Source organism: Clostridium kluyveri (genome assembly GCF_001902295.1).
Classification (GTDB): Bacteria; Bacillota; Clostridia; order Clostridiales; family Clostridiaceae; genus Clostridium_B; species Clostridium_B kluyveri_B.
Genome location: NZ_CP018335.1, coordinates 4085861 through 4100730 on the forward strand (window position 1 = coordinate 4085861; position 14870 = coordinate 4100730).

Genomic DNA, 14870 nt, shown 5'->3' on the forward strand with positions numbered 1-14870 from the left:
GAATAATTTAATGTTAGTAAATGAATTAAAAAGAGCTCTAAAGAGTAAAAAATTTTTAATAATAATTATTATTGGACTTTTAATTCACTTTTTAGGTTTATATATAGAAGTAAAAGACTATATTTTTTTTAATTATAATGCTCCTGACTTACAAACACCAGAAGCACAAGCTAAAATAAAGCATATGATAGAAAATGTGTTTAATATTTATGCCGTCTGGTTTAGTATTTTTCAACTATATATAGTTGCAATGCCAATTATCTCAGCACTTCCGTATTCATTATCATACTTAGAGGATAATGAATATGGAATTATTAAATATATAGATGTGAGAGTTAATCATAAAAAATACCTAATTGTAAAAATATTAGCCAATGATATAGCTGGGGGGATAGCTGTTGCACTTCCTACAATTATTATGACATTATTCATTCATATTTTCTTCAAAGGAAGTATAGATGATTTCTATGGGAAAGGCGTATATGGAGGAGCATATACTTACTTATTAACATATAGTTTCTGGCTATATAGTTTATTACATATTTTTATAGAATTCATATTTGGTTTTGCTTATGCTAATATTGCATTAACAGTATCTGCATTTATAAAAAACAAAATTGCCATAATGCTTTCACCATTTTTATTTTGGATTGGTGTTAGTGTAATATTTAATTTTTTGAATATACCGCAATATTCGACAGAACGTATTAATCAATTTTATATAATTCCCACAGTAAGTATGCAGGAAATCTTTATAGAACTAACATTTATAACTCTTATATCAGCTTTATTATTTATTTTTAAATCAGGAAAGAGGACTATCTATGAATGTTAATTTTAAGAAGCATACGATAATAAATCTAGTTAAACTAAATCTAAAAACATATAATCTATTAAATAGAATAATTTTTAGCTTAATACTTTTTGTGATTATTTTATATCAAATTCTATATAGACTAAATACCTTTGGTATAACATATGGCTTAAATATAAATTTTTGGGATGGAATTTTTAGAGTTTTAAGTTATCCTATGTTATTTTTGGGATTATATTTTCCATTTATAATAATGATTACATCATCATCTAAACATACTAAAAACAAGTATATTACATTTATAATGATAAGAACTAACAAAAAAATTAATTGGATAATTAGTAAAATAATTACTAGTTTAATTCTAAGTTTAATATTTGTAATCACATTTTTTTTATCGGTTTTCACAATTAGTTATATTTTTTTTGGATTTAGTACTAATTGGAGTATAACTATTTTAAATCCCAATAGTTTAAAATTAGTACGTGAATTATATGTGAATAGCTTTGTTTTTCAATTAATACCTATAAAAGCATATTTTATTTCATTTCTGGAAATTTATTTATGTACAGTTATAGTTATAAATATTAGAGATATACTTATAAATTACATATCAAAGGTTTATATAGTAAATTTAATTCTAAGTGGTTATTTATTTTTTAATATTGTTTGCAATGTATATGATTTATATGATGGGATATTCGGGTTATCTAATTATATTGGGTTAGACACTATGTCACTTATATGGCATCATAAGTTTTACAATTTTAACTATTATAGATTTACAGTAGCCCAGTCACTTGCAATAAGTTTGATGTTTTTAATTATATTAACAGCTATTAATTTAGCAATGCATAGAAAGTTGTTGGTAGTTCATGATTAGAAGACTTATAAAGTTAAATTTAAAAGGAACTAATAACAAAATACATATATTAATTTTAATAATATCATCTATTATGATAACATTTATGAACTTGGGCATACTTGCTATTCCACATGAAGGATATTTATGTATGGGTGACATTCTAATTCAAACTTTTGGTGGTCTCACATCTGATTTTGATTTAACGAAGGATATTATGTCATTTATATTATGGGCAATTCCTAATGTACTAGTTATTTACTTAATTGATATTTGTGTAATGCATAAGCTTAGAGAAAGTACTATTTTAGTCCTTCCCAAAGTGAAAAGTAAACTAAAATGGCTTATAGCTTTTGATTCAACCATTGCAATAGTAGTTATTAAATATTATTTGATATTAGTATTTTCTTCGTTGCTTATTATTTTTATGAAAATGAACTTTAATGCTTTCAGAAATTGTAATGTTATAATGAACAATTTTAATTCTTTAAATGTCAGTCTCAATCAATATTTGGTTTTAGTATACATTATTATATTAAATATATTAACTATAATATCAGTACTATTTTTTATGAATAATTTGTATTATATTTTTTTTAATTCGAATGAAGCAAGTATAATTGGATTATTGTTCTGTATAGTGTCGGTGAATATTACAAAATTAGACTTATTAAATAAATTTACACTTATGAATCACGGAATGTTGAGAAGGCATGACATGTTTAAACTTGGATTTAAGGGATTTAATATAGGGAATTCGATTTTTTATCTAATTACTTTTTTAACTATTAATTTTATTATAGGAATATTAATAATTAAAAAAAGAGATCTCAACAATATTTAATTATGAGGAGAAAAGGTGTTTTTATGGAGAATAATAATATAATAGAAATCGTTGATTTTACAAAAAAATTCAAAAATAATGTCATTTTAAAGAATATTAACTTGAGTATAAAGAAAGGAAAATGTTATGGATTTATAGGTCCTAATGGTTCAGGAAAAACTTTAATTTTTAAAGCTATATGTGGATTTGTTATGCCAACATCAGGTTATATAATTGTAAAAGGGAAAAAAATTGGTCTGGAAGTTGATTTTCCTGAAGATGTAGGAGTGTTAATTGAACAACCAGGTTTTTTGCCTAATTATAGTGCTTTTGAGAACTTAGAATTCTTAGCTAAAATTAATAATAAAATAGGTAAAACAGAAATTGAAAATGCATTAGAGTTTGTTAAATTATATCCTTATGAAAGAAAAAAATTAAAAAATTATTCTTTAGGAATGAAACAACGTTTGGGAATTGCACAAGCTATTATGGAAGATCCTGAAATACTAATTCTTGATGAACCTCTAAATGGATTAGATAAAGATGGAGTAAAAATAATTAAAAATAAATTACTAGATCTTAAGAAAAAAGGGAAAACAATACTTTTAACAAGTCATATTTCACAAGATATTGAAGAATTAAGTGATTATATTTATGAAATTTGTGATAGCAATTTGAAAGTATTACGTTAACTAAGTTATTATATTAAATAATAACTTTTATACGTTGTGCTAGTCGATTTATTGTATTGAAAATCTGTATTAAATTTCTGTACACCAAAGGGTGGAAAATATTCTATCCGAACGCTACCATTGCTAATACTCCCACCTTCTTCAAAGTGGGAGATAAGCAGTTCCTACAGCAAACTCCACCTGAACCTAAGAATCACTTGATTAGAATTGTGGGAGAAAATGCATCTGGTAATTTTAACATAAAAATAATTTCAAATAATAATATAAATGTTTTTTATAAAGATATATTTCAATAAATAATATTATGTTAATATGGCAAAGAACATCCACAGCCAGTATACTAAATAATTATAAAAAAATAAAAAGAGGTTTTTTGTTTTTTTGTTGAATATTAACACATTATGAAAATATGCGTAGGGGTCACATTATTAATTTAGGATTATATCACGGAATAACAGGACTCTTAGCTGCTTTAACAATCGCATTAAAAGAAGGTATTGAAATAAAAGGACAATATGAAAGCATAAAGAAAATATAGATACAAATAATAATATATTTGGTAACACAAGAAAAAAGATACTAGATAAAATTATAAGTTTATATAATAAAAATGCCCTCTTAGGATTTTATAATATTGATATTGATGAAAAAAATTATCTTAAGAAAGATTATGAATTAATAAATTCTAATAATATATTTTTATTATCAGGTTCTATTGGAGTTATATTAACTCTATTGTCACTTATAAAACCAGTAAAAACAAATTGGATGAGGCATTTTTTAATAAGATAACACCTTGGTAATTTAGTTAAAATATTAGAAGCAAACAGAAATGCTGATCCTTGTAATATATAAAAATCAAGTTCTTTGAGTTTTCAAGAGGATCCTCATCACAGATAGGGGGATGTTTTGTGATAAAAAAATTGCATAATTACTTAATAAATATATCTATGTTTAAATTTATTTTAATTACTTCAATAGTGCCCTGCTTTATATCATACATTATTCTTTTCTTAATAAAAAACTTTATAAGACAACTTCCTAATGATATTATTGAAATTAACAATTTATTAATAACAAATGTACCATTTGCTATTAATGGCATTTTGTTTGCACCATTAATTGAAACATTAATATTTCAGGTTATAATAATAGGTATATTTTTATATTATTCATATTCTAAAACCATACAAATAATTGCAGTAATTGTATCCTCAATATGTTTTGCAATCCCTCACTTTTTTAATACCAATGATGTGATCTGGGGATCACTTTGGGCAGTACAAGCTGGAGTTAAAGGATTGATTTTTGGATATGCATTTATTGTATATTTTTTTAAATCAAAAAGAATTGATGTAGCCGGTTTTGTAGTATTTTCAGAACATTCAATTAATAATTTGTTAGGTATAATAATAACTCTTATATTTTATAAATTACTTTAATATAGGATGACCTAAAGTAGACCCCTTTGTCAAAACAAATTTTTAACATACTTATGTTAGGCTATGATTAAAATATATATTTCAGCAAATTCAAAACTATAATTTTTCTTCATAATTTTTGGGTCCATTATAAGAGCCCACTTTAGGTTTCAACAATATAAAAATCAAGTTCTTTGAGTTTTCAAGAGGATTCTCATCACAGATAGGGGGGATGTTTTGTGATAAAAAAATTGCATAATTACTTAACAAATATATCTATGCTTAAATTTATTTTAATTACTTCAATAGTACCCTGCTTTATATCGTACATTGCTTTTTTCTTAATAGAAAATTTTGTGAAATCGCTTCCTAATGATATTGTTGAAATTAATAATTTACTAATAACAAATATATCATCTGCTATTAACGGTATCTTATTTGCGCCACTAGGCGAAACATTAATATGTCAGGTTATAATAATAGGTATATTCTTATATTATTCATATTCTAAAACCATACAAATAATTGCAGTAATTGTATCCTCAATATGTTTTGGAATCCCTCACTTTTTTAATACCAACGATGTGATCTGGGGATTATTTTGGGCAATACAGGCTGGAGTTAAAGGGCTGATTTGGGGATATGCGTTCATTGTATATTTTTTTAAGTCAAAAAGAATTGATGTAGCTGGTTTTGTAGTATTTTTAGATCATTCAATTAATAACTTGTTAAGTATAGTAATAACTTTTATATTTTACAAATTGCTTTGATATAGGATAACCTACACAAAAGCTTTCAACTTTCTATATGCAGCTTTATATACCCAAAAAGCATTTGCCAAAAGTAAACCACCTGTGACAATAAATACACTGCGGATTCCAAATCGTGATGCTATCTGACCACCTAGTATTGAACCGCTGAAAGTACCAAGATACTGTGCCGATATACTAAATCCAAATATTCTTCCTATCAAATGCTCCGGGCTAATCTTTCTAACTATTACATTAACTGAAGGAGTCAATCCTGCAATTGCAAGTCCTAAAATAAATCTGAGCAGCATAAGCTGCCATGGACTTTTTACAAAAGCCTGAGGTACAAATACAATTCCCGCTGCAATAAGTGCCATAAGAATAACCTTTCTAGCTCCGATTCTGTCTGAAAGTTTTCCAAGTCTAGGTGCAGCTATTATGCTGGCTAATCCTGATGCTGAAAATGTAAGCCCTGAAATCAATGCCACATGTTCAGAAGAATGGGCCAGTTCAGTAACATACACCGTTACAATAGGTTCTATGGAATAAAGAGCAAGCTGCAAAACAAAAGATGTCACAAACATAATTACTATCAAATTACGATTTGGTATTACATTCCACACCTCTTTTATATTAAGCACCCTCTTTTCTGAAGGTATAAAATTCTCTTTAACAAATACAGCTGTTGTTATAAATACAATCATCATAAGAGTTCCAGTTACAAAAAATACACTTTGCAGTCCCAGAATTTCTTCTAGATATCCTCCAATGGTAGGTCCTATAAGTGAACCCGATACAGAAGCTGTGGAAAGTGTTCCAAGGGCAAATCCCACATGTTCCCGTTCAGTCTGGGTAGCAATTAATGTAATGCAAGCTGTACTATACCCTGTAATAACACCTTGAAGCAGCCGCAGCACTATAAGTTGATACACATTATGTGAAAATCCCATGCAAAATATTACAATTGACATTCCTAGACTAGCTCTCAAAAGCATTAACTTTCTTCCATATTTGTCTGCGGCTTCACCCCAAATTGGTGAAAAAACAGCAGAAACTACAAAGGTAACACCAAAAGCAATCCCTGAAAGCTGCTCAATAGAATTTGTGTCATGGATTCCAAGATACTTAATGTAAAGGGGCATCACAGGAGCTATCTGGCTCATTCCTATTAATGTTACAAACATACCAAACCAACAAACTATCAAATTTCTCTTCCAAATCTTCATAAATTAAGCCTTCTTATATTCGTAATGTTTAACCCTATTATAAATAATACCATAAACTTTTCTAAAAATATGCGTAAACTTACACTTATAGAATAATACTTTTTCCCACAAAAACTCAATTGACAACAATATTAAAAAGTAGTACATTGTAAGTGAGTACTTACTCATCTATTTACGTGGAGGTATAATATGAATTTCTCAGATGACAATTATGAAAAACTTTTTGAAAATTTTTTGAATGATAACAATTTAAGTGATAAAGAATTCACAGAAAGACAATGGCAAATTCTCAATGCCGCTATTAAGGTCTTTTCTGAAAATGGCTATGGAAACAGCAGAACCAGTGAAATTGCAAAAGAGGCATCTGTAGCTGAAGGAACAATATTTAGATATTACAAGACAAAAAAAGATCTGCTTATGGGACTTATAATTCCCTTTGCCACAAAATTCATGAAACCACTTGTACTGGAATCTGGAATAAAAATAATGGAAAGCAGTGAGGATAAACCCATAGATGAAGTTTTAAAAGAACTTATGGCAGATAGAATAGAACTTGTTAAAAAAAATCTTCCACTTATTAAAACTGTCCTGGTGGAGGCATCCTATCATCCAGAACTTTTAACTGTACTTAAGGAGCAAATAATATCTAAAGCTTTTCCTGTAGTTGAAAAATTTATAAGTGAATATGTTAAGAAAAATGAGCTGCGGAATATTGATTCTTCTTTGATATTACGCAGTATAGTAAGCATTATAGGAGGATACATATTTTTAAGCAGTGTTTTTCCTGAATGTTTTGCAGGAGAAGGAGATAAGAAAGAAATCGATAAATTAACGGATATTTTACTCAATGGTATTATACAAAAATAAAAAAGAGGAGGAAGCTCCATGAAAAATAAACTGAAAAATATGAAACCAGTTATTATTTTTACTGTAATTTTAATAGGTCTATCCATATTTTTTGTTATTAAAAATACTATGGATAAAAGCTCCAATGAATTTCAGTTTTCAGGTACTGTAGAAGCAGATGAATTAAATGCCAGTAGTGAACTATCAGGAAAAATAAAGGATATCAAAGTGGAAGAAGGTACTAAAGTTAAATCTGGAGATATAATAGCAGTACTAGATTCAGATGAAAATACAATTAATGTGAATCAGGCTAATATTTCACTTGAAAATGCAGAAAATGAACTAGGGAAAGTTAACGACGGCACCAGAGTTGAAGAGATAAATGCACAAAAAGAACTGGTAAAACAAAGTGAATCTCTGGTAACACAAGGGGAAGCTGCCCTTGAAACTTCCCAGAATAATCTTAATAACGCCCAGACTAACTATGATTATAAGAAAAAAATATATGATGACCATTTAACTCTTAATGAAAAAGGGTATGAATCTAATGAAAATTTAGATAAATACAAAAATGATTTGGATAATGCCCAAACAGCCCTAAATAATGCAAAAAATGCCCTATCATCTGCAAATGCTCAGCTGGAAAGCTCTAAAGCCCAACTGGCAGCTGCCACTGATAAACTTAATCTTTTAGTCAGTGGTGCTACAGCCAGAGATAAAGCCACAGCCAAGTATGGTATTAATCAAGCTGAGCAGAATATAGCACTATCTAAAATTGCTTTGGAGAAAAGTAATATAAAAGCTTCATCAGATGGAATTGTGGAAACAGTTAATTTTAAAAAAGGAGAATATGTATCTTTAGGTTCCCCAATTATAACCTTTCTTGACAGCAATAATATGTATATAAAAATATATGTTCCTGAAAAAATACTTCCATATGTAAAACTTAACAAAGAAGTGACTATGAAAAGTGACTTTATAAAAGATAAAGTTATAAAGGGAAAAGTATCCTATATATCCAAAGAAGCAGAATTTACACCTATGAATATCGTGACCAAAGAAGATAGAATGAAACTTGTATATGAAGTAAAAATAAAAATATCAGATAATCTTGAGGCTGTGAAATCAGGCATGCTTTTAGATGTTACTCTGAAATAAAGGAGAATTACTATGGATTATGCAATTTCTATCAATAATCTTACAAAAAAATTTGGGAATTTTACAGCTGTGGATAATCTGTCTTTTTGTATTCCAAAGGGAAAAATATTTGGTCTTTTGGGTCCAAATGGCTCTGGAAAATCCACAACTATAAGGATGATATGCGGGGTTTTAAAACCTACTTCAGGGGAAGGCTCAGTTTTAGGGTATGATCTCATTAAAGATTCTGAAAAGATAAAACAGAACATAGGATATATGTCTCAAAAGTTCAGTCTTTATGAAGATCTTACTGTAGAGGAAAACCTGGATTTTTATGGGAATATATATATGATCCCCAGAGAAAAGCTTGATATAAGAAAAAAAGAACTTATCCAAATGGCAAATCTCACAGGAAAAGAAAAAAATCTGGCAAAAACACTCTCCGGGGGATGGAAACAGAGACTGGCACTTGGATGCTCTTTAATACATAATCCAAGCCTCCTAATTTTAGATGAACCCACTGCAGGAGTGGACCCGGTTTCAAGAAGAGAATTCTGGTATACCATAAGCAATCTGGTATCAGATGGAATCACTGTACTAGTAACCACCCATTACATGGATGAAGCCTCTATTTGCGATATAATAGGTTTTATATTTAATAGCAGACTTATAACCATAGATACCCCTGAAAATTTATACAAAAAAAATAATATAGAAAACTTAGAGGATATATTTATTAAATACGTTAAAGAACTTTCAAATAGAGAAGTGGTGTCCTCCTTTACCCAATTGAAACAAATAAAAAATCAAAAAGGAGGGCATAAAAATTGAAGCTCAAAAGACTAATCACAGTTACAAAAAAGGAATTTATCCATATAAAAAGAGATAAGCCAAGCCTTATTATAGCTCTTATAATGCCAATAATGATGCTGCTTTTATTTGGATTTGCAGCAAATACAGATGTAAATAATGTAAATCTCATGATATATGACGGCAACAAAACTTTAGAAAGCAGACAACTTGTAAATGCATTTATAAATTCATACTATTTCAAACTTTATGGTTCCGCAGATTCATACAATGAGGTGGAAAAATATATTGACATGGGAAAAATAAAAGTAGGGATTGTAATACCGCCTGACTATTCTAAGAAATTAAATAGGAATGAAACAGCCAGTGTTCAAGTGTTGGTAGATGGCTCTGACCCCACTATAGCAAGAACTGCCATGTCTTATTCCATGCTCATAGGAAATAATTACTCAACCAAAATAAAAAAAGTAGAACTAAAAAAATCTGGAAGCAATATACCAACAGGTGCAGGAATAAATATAAAGCCCCTACTACTTTATAACCCTACACTGGAAAGCAGTAAATTCAATGTACCTGGTGTTATGGGACTAATTCTTCAAAACATTACTGTTATATTAACTTCCTTTGCAATGGTACGTGAAAAGGAAAAAGGTACTATTGAACAGCTTATTATGACACCTATTACTCCCTTTGAACTCATAATGGGGAAATTGGTACCATACACAGTAATTGGCTTTTTAAATATGGTGACTGTGTTGATTTTAGGTAATTTGTTGTTTGGTATAGTTATAAAAGGAAGTGTACCACTATTTATGGTACTTGGAACCTTATTTTTAATATGCTCTCTAGCCATAGGTATGTTTATTTCTACTATTGCCAAAACTCAACTACAGGCAATGCAGGCTTCTTTGGCACTTTTACTTCCAAGTGTGCTGCTGTCGGGGTTCATGTTTCCAAGAGAAGCCATGCCCAAGATAATCTACCTCATAAGCTGTGTTCTGCCACTAACTTATTTTCTTCAAATTTTAAGGGCCATAATAGTAAAAGGAGTAAATTTGTCATATATTATAGGTCCCATATTATCTTTAAGTCTGTTAATTATTATCATTATAGGTTTAACAGTGATTAAATTCAATAAAACCTTAGAATAATATTACATCCATTTTTATCCGAAGACTACCATTGCTAATACCCCCATCTTCTTCAAAGTTAGGATACTCATATTGCTGCGTTCCTCTAAAATTCTTCTAAGATTCAGATAAAAAACATTCTCTATAGTAAACTTACCTGAATCTTAGAAGAATTTAATAAATTTATATATTTTTAATATTTGTAAAGCATAACTATACTTTGAGAACCGCTGCCAATAGTCCAGAACACTACATAATCTCCTCTTTTAACTTTTCCTTGTTCTATAGCTTCATATAATGCTATAAAGGGACTGCTTGTACTAGTATATCCATATCTGTCCCCTACATAGACACTCTTGTCTTCATCTATATTCATAAGCTCTCTTATATGTTCTATATTTGAAAATGCAAACTGTGAAAAACAAAACATACTGATATTCTCTTGAGTTAATCCTTTTTTCTTCAACATTCTAGTCATAATTTCAGCTGCAGGATAAACACATGCTCCTCCATCAAAGGGAAGCCATTTGAAACGAAATTCATCTACATTTTTTGATTTAAAAAAACTGGAAAATCCATTCCGTGGACACATAATATTTTCACTTTCTTCTGTATTTATGTAATACTCCTCATCAAGTATTCCACAATTCTCATTTACTTTTTCTAGAACTATTGCACAAGCAGCATGTCCATAATTGCCATAGCAAAGTTCATTATTAGGATCAACCAAGGAATGCATATCATCACAACCCACAATCAAGGCCTTTTTTGCTCTATTTGATGCTATTAGATAATTTGATGCAAGTTCTAGAGCAACCGTCATACCAGCACAATTGGCATTCATATCAAAACACATTACATTTCTTCCTGCATTTAACTCTTTATGTAATAAAATTGACATTGAAGGTGCAATATATTCCGATAATATAGAAGAACATATTATCATATCTATGTCATTACCAGTTAAATCTGCCTTCACTAGTACAGATTTGGATACTTCTAAAGCTGAAGATAAAGTTGTTTCATCATCATCAAACATAAATCTTTTATCTCTACCCATTATATCCTCTAACAAATGATTTACATGCTTACCTTGCTTCTCGAAGTGTTTTAAATAAAAGTCATTTGAAATAACTTTAGAACCATGGCAGATATCAATACAACTCAATTTCACACCCATATTAGCCCTCCTTAAATAACAAAAATATATAAATTTATAAGATTCAGCCTATATTTCCTCTATAAGCTATTACACTATTTCTACATCAAGTCCTGAATTTCTAGCTATTCTTGTAAACTGCATCTTTAAAGTTGCATTGTTTCCCGCATTTATAATAACCTTGTTGAAATTTAAATCCTTATACATTTTAAAGCAGCCTTCCAGCATTGGTACCATGTCCCGGGTAGAAACCTTTAATTCTTTGCAATCAAAAGATAATGTATACTCTGAAGGTTGTATAGCAGCTGCTGTTTTTTGGAATTCCTCTATAAAACTTTTAGCATCTTTCTCTTCATACATACCCCATACTTTTACACTCAATCTTTTTTTCCCCTTGTCCAAATTAATTTCATGTTTTTTCATAATTTAATACACCTATCCTTTCATTTATTTAAATTTATTATTAGTATTAATAATAATTATCATACTGATCAAAAATTAAAAGGTGCCTATACAGCATAGGCACCAAAAAAGTATAAATACACATATTAAAGTCTTATAATTATAATTTTGGCAACCTGGCAATCATAGAAAAATAACTTTTCTTTAGACCCATAGCTTTGCGACCTTATTTTTCAATAAGTGTGCTATTATCAATATATATTCATAATTTTACATGTAATTTTTAGAATTTTCAAGAATAATATCTAAACTTTACCTTAATTTTTTTATTTTTTAAAAGATTACTCATTATTTAATTAAACTTTTCTTCAATCTACCATATCTCCTTGATTTAAAATACCATTTGGATCAAATACTTTCTTAATTCCTTCCATAATTTCAATTTCCCTTTTACTGAATTGAAGAGGCATATGTTTTTTTCTCAGTTTTCCAGTTCCATGTTCTGCAGTTATTGTTCCTCCATATTTTATAGCAGTTTTATATATGGCTTCTTTAAGTTCTTCATAATTAGCAGGTAGTTTCCCATTATCACCCATAATAAAATTATGGATATTTCCATCTCCTATATGTCCAAGAGAAACAATTTCATTATCATATTCTTTAGTCAGTCTTTTTACATCATCAAAAAAGTCAGGTACAGATGAAGGTGGCACGGCTACATCCATAATATCCGCTATATTATTTTTGTAAGGACCATATGCGTTACTTCTTATCTCCAAAAGATGCCTTTGTTCTTTTTCAGTTTCTGCTATAATACTGTCTACAGAATTATGTCTCTCACATATTTCTACTAATTTTTCACTATTTGAATATAAATCCTCTTCGCTGGCATAATCAAGTATAAACATTAAATCGACGGAGCCTTTAACTGCTGGCCACTTAGTTCCAAGCTGCTTGGCTGATTCTTCACATATAACCCTATCCATATACTCAATAGCAAGAGGTGTAATTCCCTCCTGTAGTATCTCAGGTACTGCATCACAAGCTTCTCTCTGGCTATTGAATGAAACCAGTAATGTTCCATTATATTTACTTGCAGCATATAATCTCAATGTAACTTTTGTAATAACTCCAAGAGTTCCTTCTCCGCCTATCATAAGTTGAAGCAGATCATAACCCATATTATTCTTTAATAACTTTCCACCCAGTGTAACGATTTCCCCTGTAGCAAGAACCACTTCCAATGCCTTAACATGATTTCTCATGATTCCATGTTTTACTGCCCTGGTGCCTCCAGCATTTGCTGCCACCATCCCTCCAACTTGTGCTCCTTCATCTCCCGGATGCACTGGAAAAAACAGCTTACCATTTTTGCTTAATACTTCTAATAGTTGTGCTAGTGTTGCTCCAGCTTCCAAGGTAATCATAATATTCTTTTCATCAAATTCCACAACTTTGTTTAATCTTTCTATGGATAAAATAATACTTGGCTGTGTGGGTATGGCTCCTGCAACTACTCCTGTTCCGCCACCTCTAACTACTACAGGCAATAATTCCTTGTTTGCATATTCTAATATTTTTGATATTTCCTCTGGGGACGCCGGTTTTACCACCGCACAATCTTTACATGCTTCAGGACGAAGTAAAGATTCAGTTTCATCATAAAGATACCTCTGCATCTTAGATAAATCGCTTGTAACCCAATCTTCTCCTACAATTGCTTTTAAATCTTCAACTACCTTCTCGGGTGAATTTTTAATTAAATCTGTATTCATTTTTATCCCTTCTTCTTTATTATTTAACAATTTATAGTTTCTAAACTGCCTTCTTTTATTTTAGTGATCAAATCAGGTATTACCTTATACATATCATCAACTATTCCATAGTCTGCTATATTAAATATAGGAGCTGAAGGATCTGTATTGATTGCAACAATAAAACCCGATTCTTTCATTCCTGCAAGGTGCTGCGGTGCTCCTGAAATTCCACAAGCTATATATAATTTAGGTTTTACCCTGTTGCCGCTGTATCCTACTTGAAAATCTTTGGATATAAAACCTTCTTCAACTATTTCCCTGCTGGCTCCAACTACACCTCCTAATAAATCTGCCAATTCCTTTAACATAGCTATATCTTCTGCCTTTTTCAATCCTTTGCCAGCTGCCACTACTACATCTGCATCAGATATATTAATTTCCTGAGATCTAAGCTGTGTTATAACTTTTACCAATTCATTTTCAGGTTTTAAAGGCTCTACCTTTAAAATATCTCCCTGTCTTTTATCATCTCTTATACCCTCGTCAAATTCTTTATATCTCACTGTAGCCATCTGGGGATATGTGTGCGTTTTTATATGGGCCAGTATATTTTCACTAAAAGCTGGTCTTATCTGAACCAATTTTCCATCTTCATCAATTTCAAGACCTGTACAATCTGCTGTAAGTCCAGTATTTAAAGATGCCGCCAGCCTGGGCGCTAGTGATCTTCCAAGGGTAGTGGCACCAATCAAAAAAATTTCAGGTTTGATATCTTCAATTAAATTCTTCAGGTTAATTGTATAGGTTACTTCTTCTGGTAGGTTAAACATATCATCCTTTATATAAAATACCTTATCTGCTCCCCTATATATAAGTTCTTCGGCCTCTATACCATCTGCTCCTAACACAACACTGTACACCGGAGCATTTAATTTATCAGAAAGCTGCCTTGCTTTTCCCAGAAGTTCATAACTGACTTTATGAATTTGTCCATTTTTTTGTTCTGCAAATACCAATATACCACTATATTCCTTACCCACTA

Annotated in this window: 15 protein-coding genes and 1 riboswitch; of the genes, 10 read left to right on the forward strand and 5 right to left on the reverse strand. The window is 30.0% G+C overall.

Annotation, left to right across the window (positions count from 1 at the left end):
- The first annotated feature begins 10 nt into the window (after positions 1-10).
- The 6 genes from BS101_RS20015 to BS101_RS20045 all read left to right on the forward strand — a co-directional run bounded on the left by BS101_RS20015 (position 11) and on the right by BS101_RS20045 (position 5382).
- Positions 11-835 carry a hypothetical protein gene (locus tag BS101_RS20015; protein WP_073540384.1) on the forward strand — a complete coding sequence of 275 codons (825 nt, stop codon included), beginning with the start codon at positions 11-13 and terminating at the stop codon, positions 833-835.
- Entirely contained in the window at positions 825-1697 is an 873-nt protein-coding gene (locus BS101_RS20020; protein ID WP_073540385.1) for a hypothetical protein, read from the forward strand. The genes BS101_RS20015 and BS101_RS20020 overlap by 11 nt, the downstream gene beginning before the upstream one ends.
- Positions 1690-2520, forward strand: coding sequence for a hypothetical protein (locus BS101_RS20025; RefSeq protein WP_073540386.1), 831 nt, complete (start codon positions 1690-1692; stop codon positions 2518-2520). Before BS101_RS20020 ends, BS101_RS20025 begins: the two co-directional genes overlap by 8 nt.
- Positions 2521-2543: 23 nt before the next feature.
- Entirely contained in the window at positions 2544-3191 is a 648-nt protein-coding gene (locus BS101_RS20030) for an ABC transporter ATP-binding protein (protein WP_073540387.1), read from the forward strand.
- A 911-nt stretch (positions 3192-4102) separates the two neighbouring features.
- Positions 4103-4633 carry a CPBP family glutamic-type intramembrane protease gene (locus BS101_RS20040; protein ID WP_073540388.1) on the forward strand — a complete coding sequence of 177 codons (531 nt, stop codon included), beginning with the start codon at positions 4103-4105 and terminating at the stop codon, positions 4631-4633.
- Positions 4634-4851: 218 nt separating this feature from the next.
- Positions 4852-5382, forward strand: coding sequence for a CPBP family glutamic-type intramembrane protease (locus tag BS101_RS20045; RefSeq protein ID WP_073540389.1), 531 nt, complete (start codon positions 4852-4854; stop codon positions 5380-5382).
- 11 nt (positions 5383-5393) lie between these two features.
- On the opposite strand, the gene BS101_RS20050 is transcribed toward BS101_RS20045, so the two are convergent.
- A complete protein-coding gene (locus BS101_RS20050) occupies positions 5394-6587 on the reverse strand; it encodes a multidrug efflux MFS transporter (protein ID WP_073540390.1) in 1194 nt (397 codons plus the stop codon).
- 189 nt (positions 6588-6776) lie between these two features.
- On the opposite strand from BS101_RS20050, the gene BS101_RS20055 reads away from it, so the two are divergent.
- From BS101_RS20055 to BS101_RS20070, 4 genes are read left to right on the forward strand one after another with little or no spacing between them, the layout of a single operon-like run.
- A complete protein-coding gene (locus tag BS101_RS20055; protein WP_073540391.1) occupies positions 6777-7454 on the forward strand; it encodes a TetR/AcrR family transcriptional regulator in 678 nt (225 codons plus the stop codon).
- An 18-nt stretch (positions 7455-7472) separates the two neighbouring features.
- Positions 7473-8591, forward strand: coding sequence for an HlyD family secretion protein (locus tag BS101_RS20060; RefSeq protein ID WP_073540392.1), 1119 nt, complete (start codon positions 7473-7475; stop codon positions 8589-8591).
- A gap of 12 nt (positions 8592-8603) precedes the next feature.
- A complete protein-coding gene (locus BS101_RS20065) occupies positions 8604-9401 on the forward strand; it encodes an ABC transporter ATP-binding protein (protein ID WP_073540393.1) in 798 nt (265 codons plus the stop codon).
- Positions 9398-10531, forward strand: coding sequence for an ABC transporter permease (locus BS101_RS20070; protein ID WP_073540394.1), 1134 nt, complete (start codon positions 9398-9400; stop codon positions 10529-10531). Before BS101_RS20065 ends, BS101_RS20070 begins: the two co-directional genes overlap by 4 nt.
- A gap of 172 nt (positions 10532-10703) precedes the next feature.
- Here the strand turns inward: BS101_RS20070 and BS101_RS20075 are convergent, their stop codons facing one another.
- The 4 genes from BS101_RS20075 to BS101_RS20090 form a co-directional block, all read right to left on the reverse strand.
- Entirely contained in the window at positions 10704-11690 is a 987-nt protein-coding gene (locus BS101_RS20075; protein ID WP_073540395.1) for a 3-oxoacyl-[acyl-carrier-protein] synthase III C-terminal domain-containing protein, read from the reverse strand.
- A 69-nt stretch (positions 11691-11759) separates the two neighbouring features.
- Positions 11760-12092 (reverse strand): hypothetical protein, encoded by a 333-nt coding sequence (locus BS101_RS20080; RefSeq protein ID WP_073540396.1) that lies wholly within the window; start codon positions 12090-12092, stop codon positions 11760-11762.
- A gap of 146 nt (positions 12093-12238) precedes the next feature.
- Positions 12239-12328, reverse strand: a riboswitch (cyclic di-GMP riboswitch).
- A gap of 111 nt (positions 12329-12439) precedes the next feature.
- On the reverse strand, positions 12440-13846 hold the full coding sequence (locus BS101_RS20085) for an FAD-binding oxidoreductase (protein ID WP_073541444.1): 1407 nt from the start codon (positions 13844-13846) through the stop codon (positions 12440-12442).
- Positions 13847-13869: 23 nt separating this feature from the next.
- Entirely contained in the window at positions 13870-14868 is a 999-nt protein-coding gene (locus tag BS101_RS20090; protein WP_073540397.1) for an electron transfer flavoprotein subunit alpha/FixB family protein, read from the reverse strand.
- Positions 14869-14870 lie beyond the last annotated feature (2 nt).

Coding starts and splice junctions, on each gene's coding strand:
- BS101_RS20020 (WP_073540385.1), top strand. CDS start 825: ATGAATGTTAATTTTAAGAAGCATACGATAATAAATCTAGTTAAACTA.
- BS101_RS20060 (WP_073540392.1), top strand. CDS start 7,473: ATGAAAAATAAACTGAAAAATATGAAACCAGTTATTATTTTTACTGTA.
- BS101_RS20065 (WP_073540393.1), top strand. CDS start 8,604: ATGGATTATGCAATTTCTATCAATAATCTTACAAAAAAATTTGGGAAT.
- BS101_RS20025 (WP_073540386.1), top strand. CDS start 1,690: ATGATTAGAAGACTTATAAAGTTAAATTTAAAAGGAACTAATAACAAA.
- BS101_RS20015 (WP_073540384.1), top strand. CDS start 11: ATGTTAGTAAATGAATTAAAAAGAGCTCTAAAGAGTAAAAAATTTTTA.
- BS101_RS20050 (WP_073540390.1), bottom strand. CDS start 6,587: ATGAAGATTTGGAAGAGAAATTTGATAGTTTGTTGGTTTGGTATGTTT.
- BS101_RS20085 (WP_073541444.1), bottom strand. CDS start 13,846: ATGAATACAGATTTAATTAAAAATTCACCCGAGAAGGTAGTTGAAGAT.
- BS101_RS20075 (WP_073540395.1), bottom strand. CDS start 11,690: ATGGGTGTGAAATTGAGTTGTATTGATATCTGCCATGGTTCTAAAGTT.
- BS101_RS20055 (WP_073540391.1), top strand. CDS start 6,777: ATGAATTTCTCAGATGACAATTATGAAAAACTTTTTGAAAATTTTTTG.
- BS101_RS20080 (WP_073540396.1), bottom strand. CDS start 12,092: ATGAAAAAACATGAAATTAATTTGGACAAGGGGAAAAAAAGATTGAGT.
- BS101_RS20030 (WP_073540387.1), top strand. CDS start 2,544: ATGGAGAATAATAATATAATAGAAATCGTTGATTTTACAAAAAAATTC.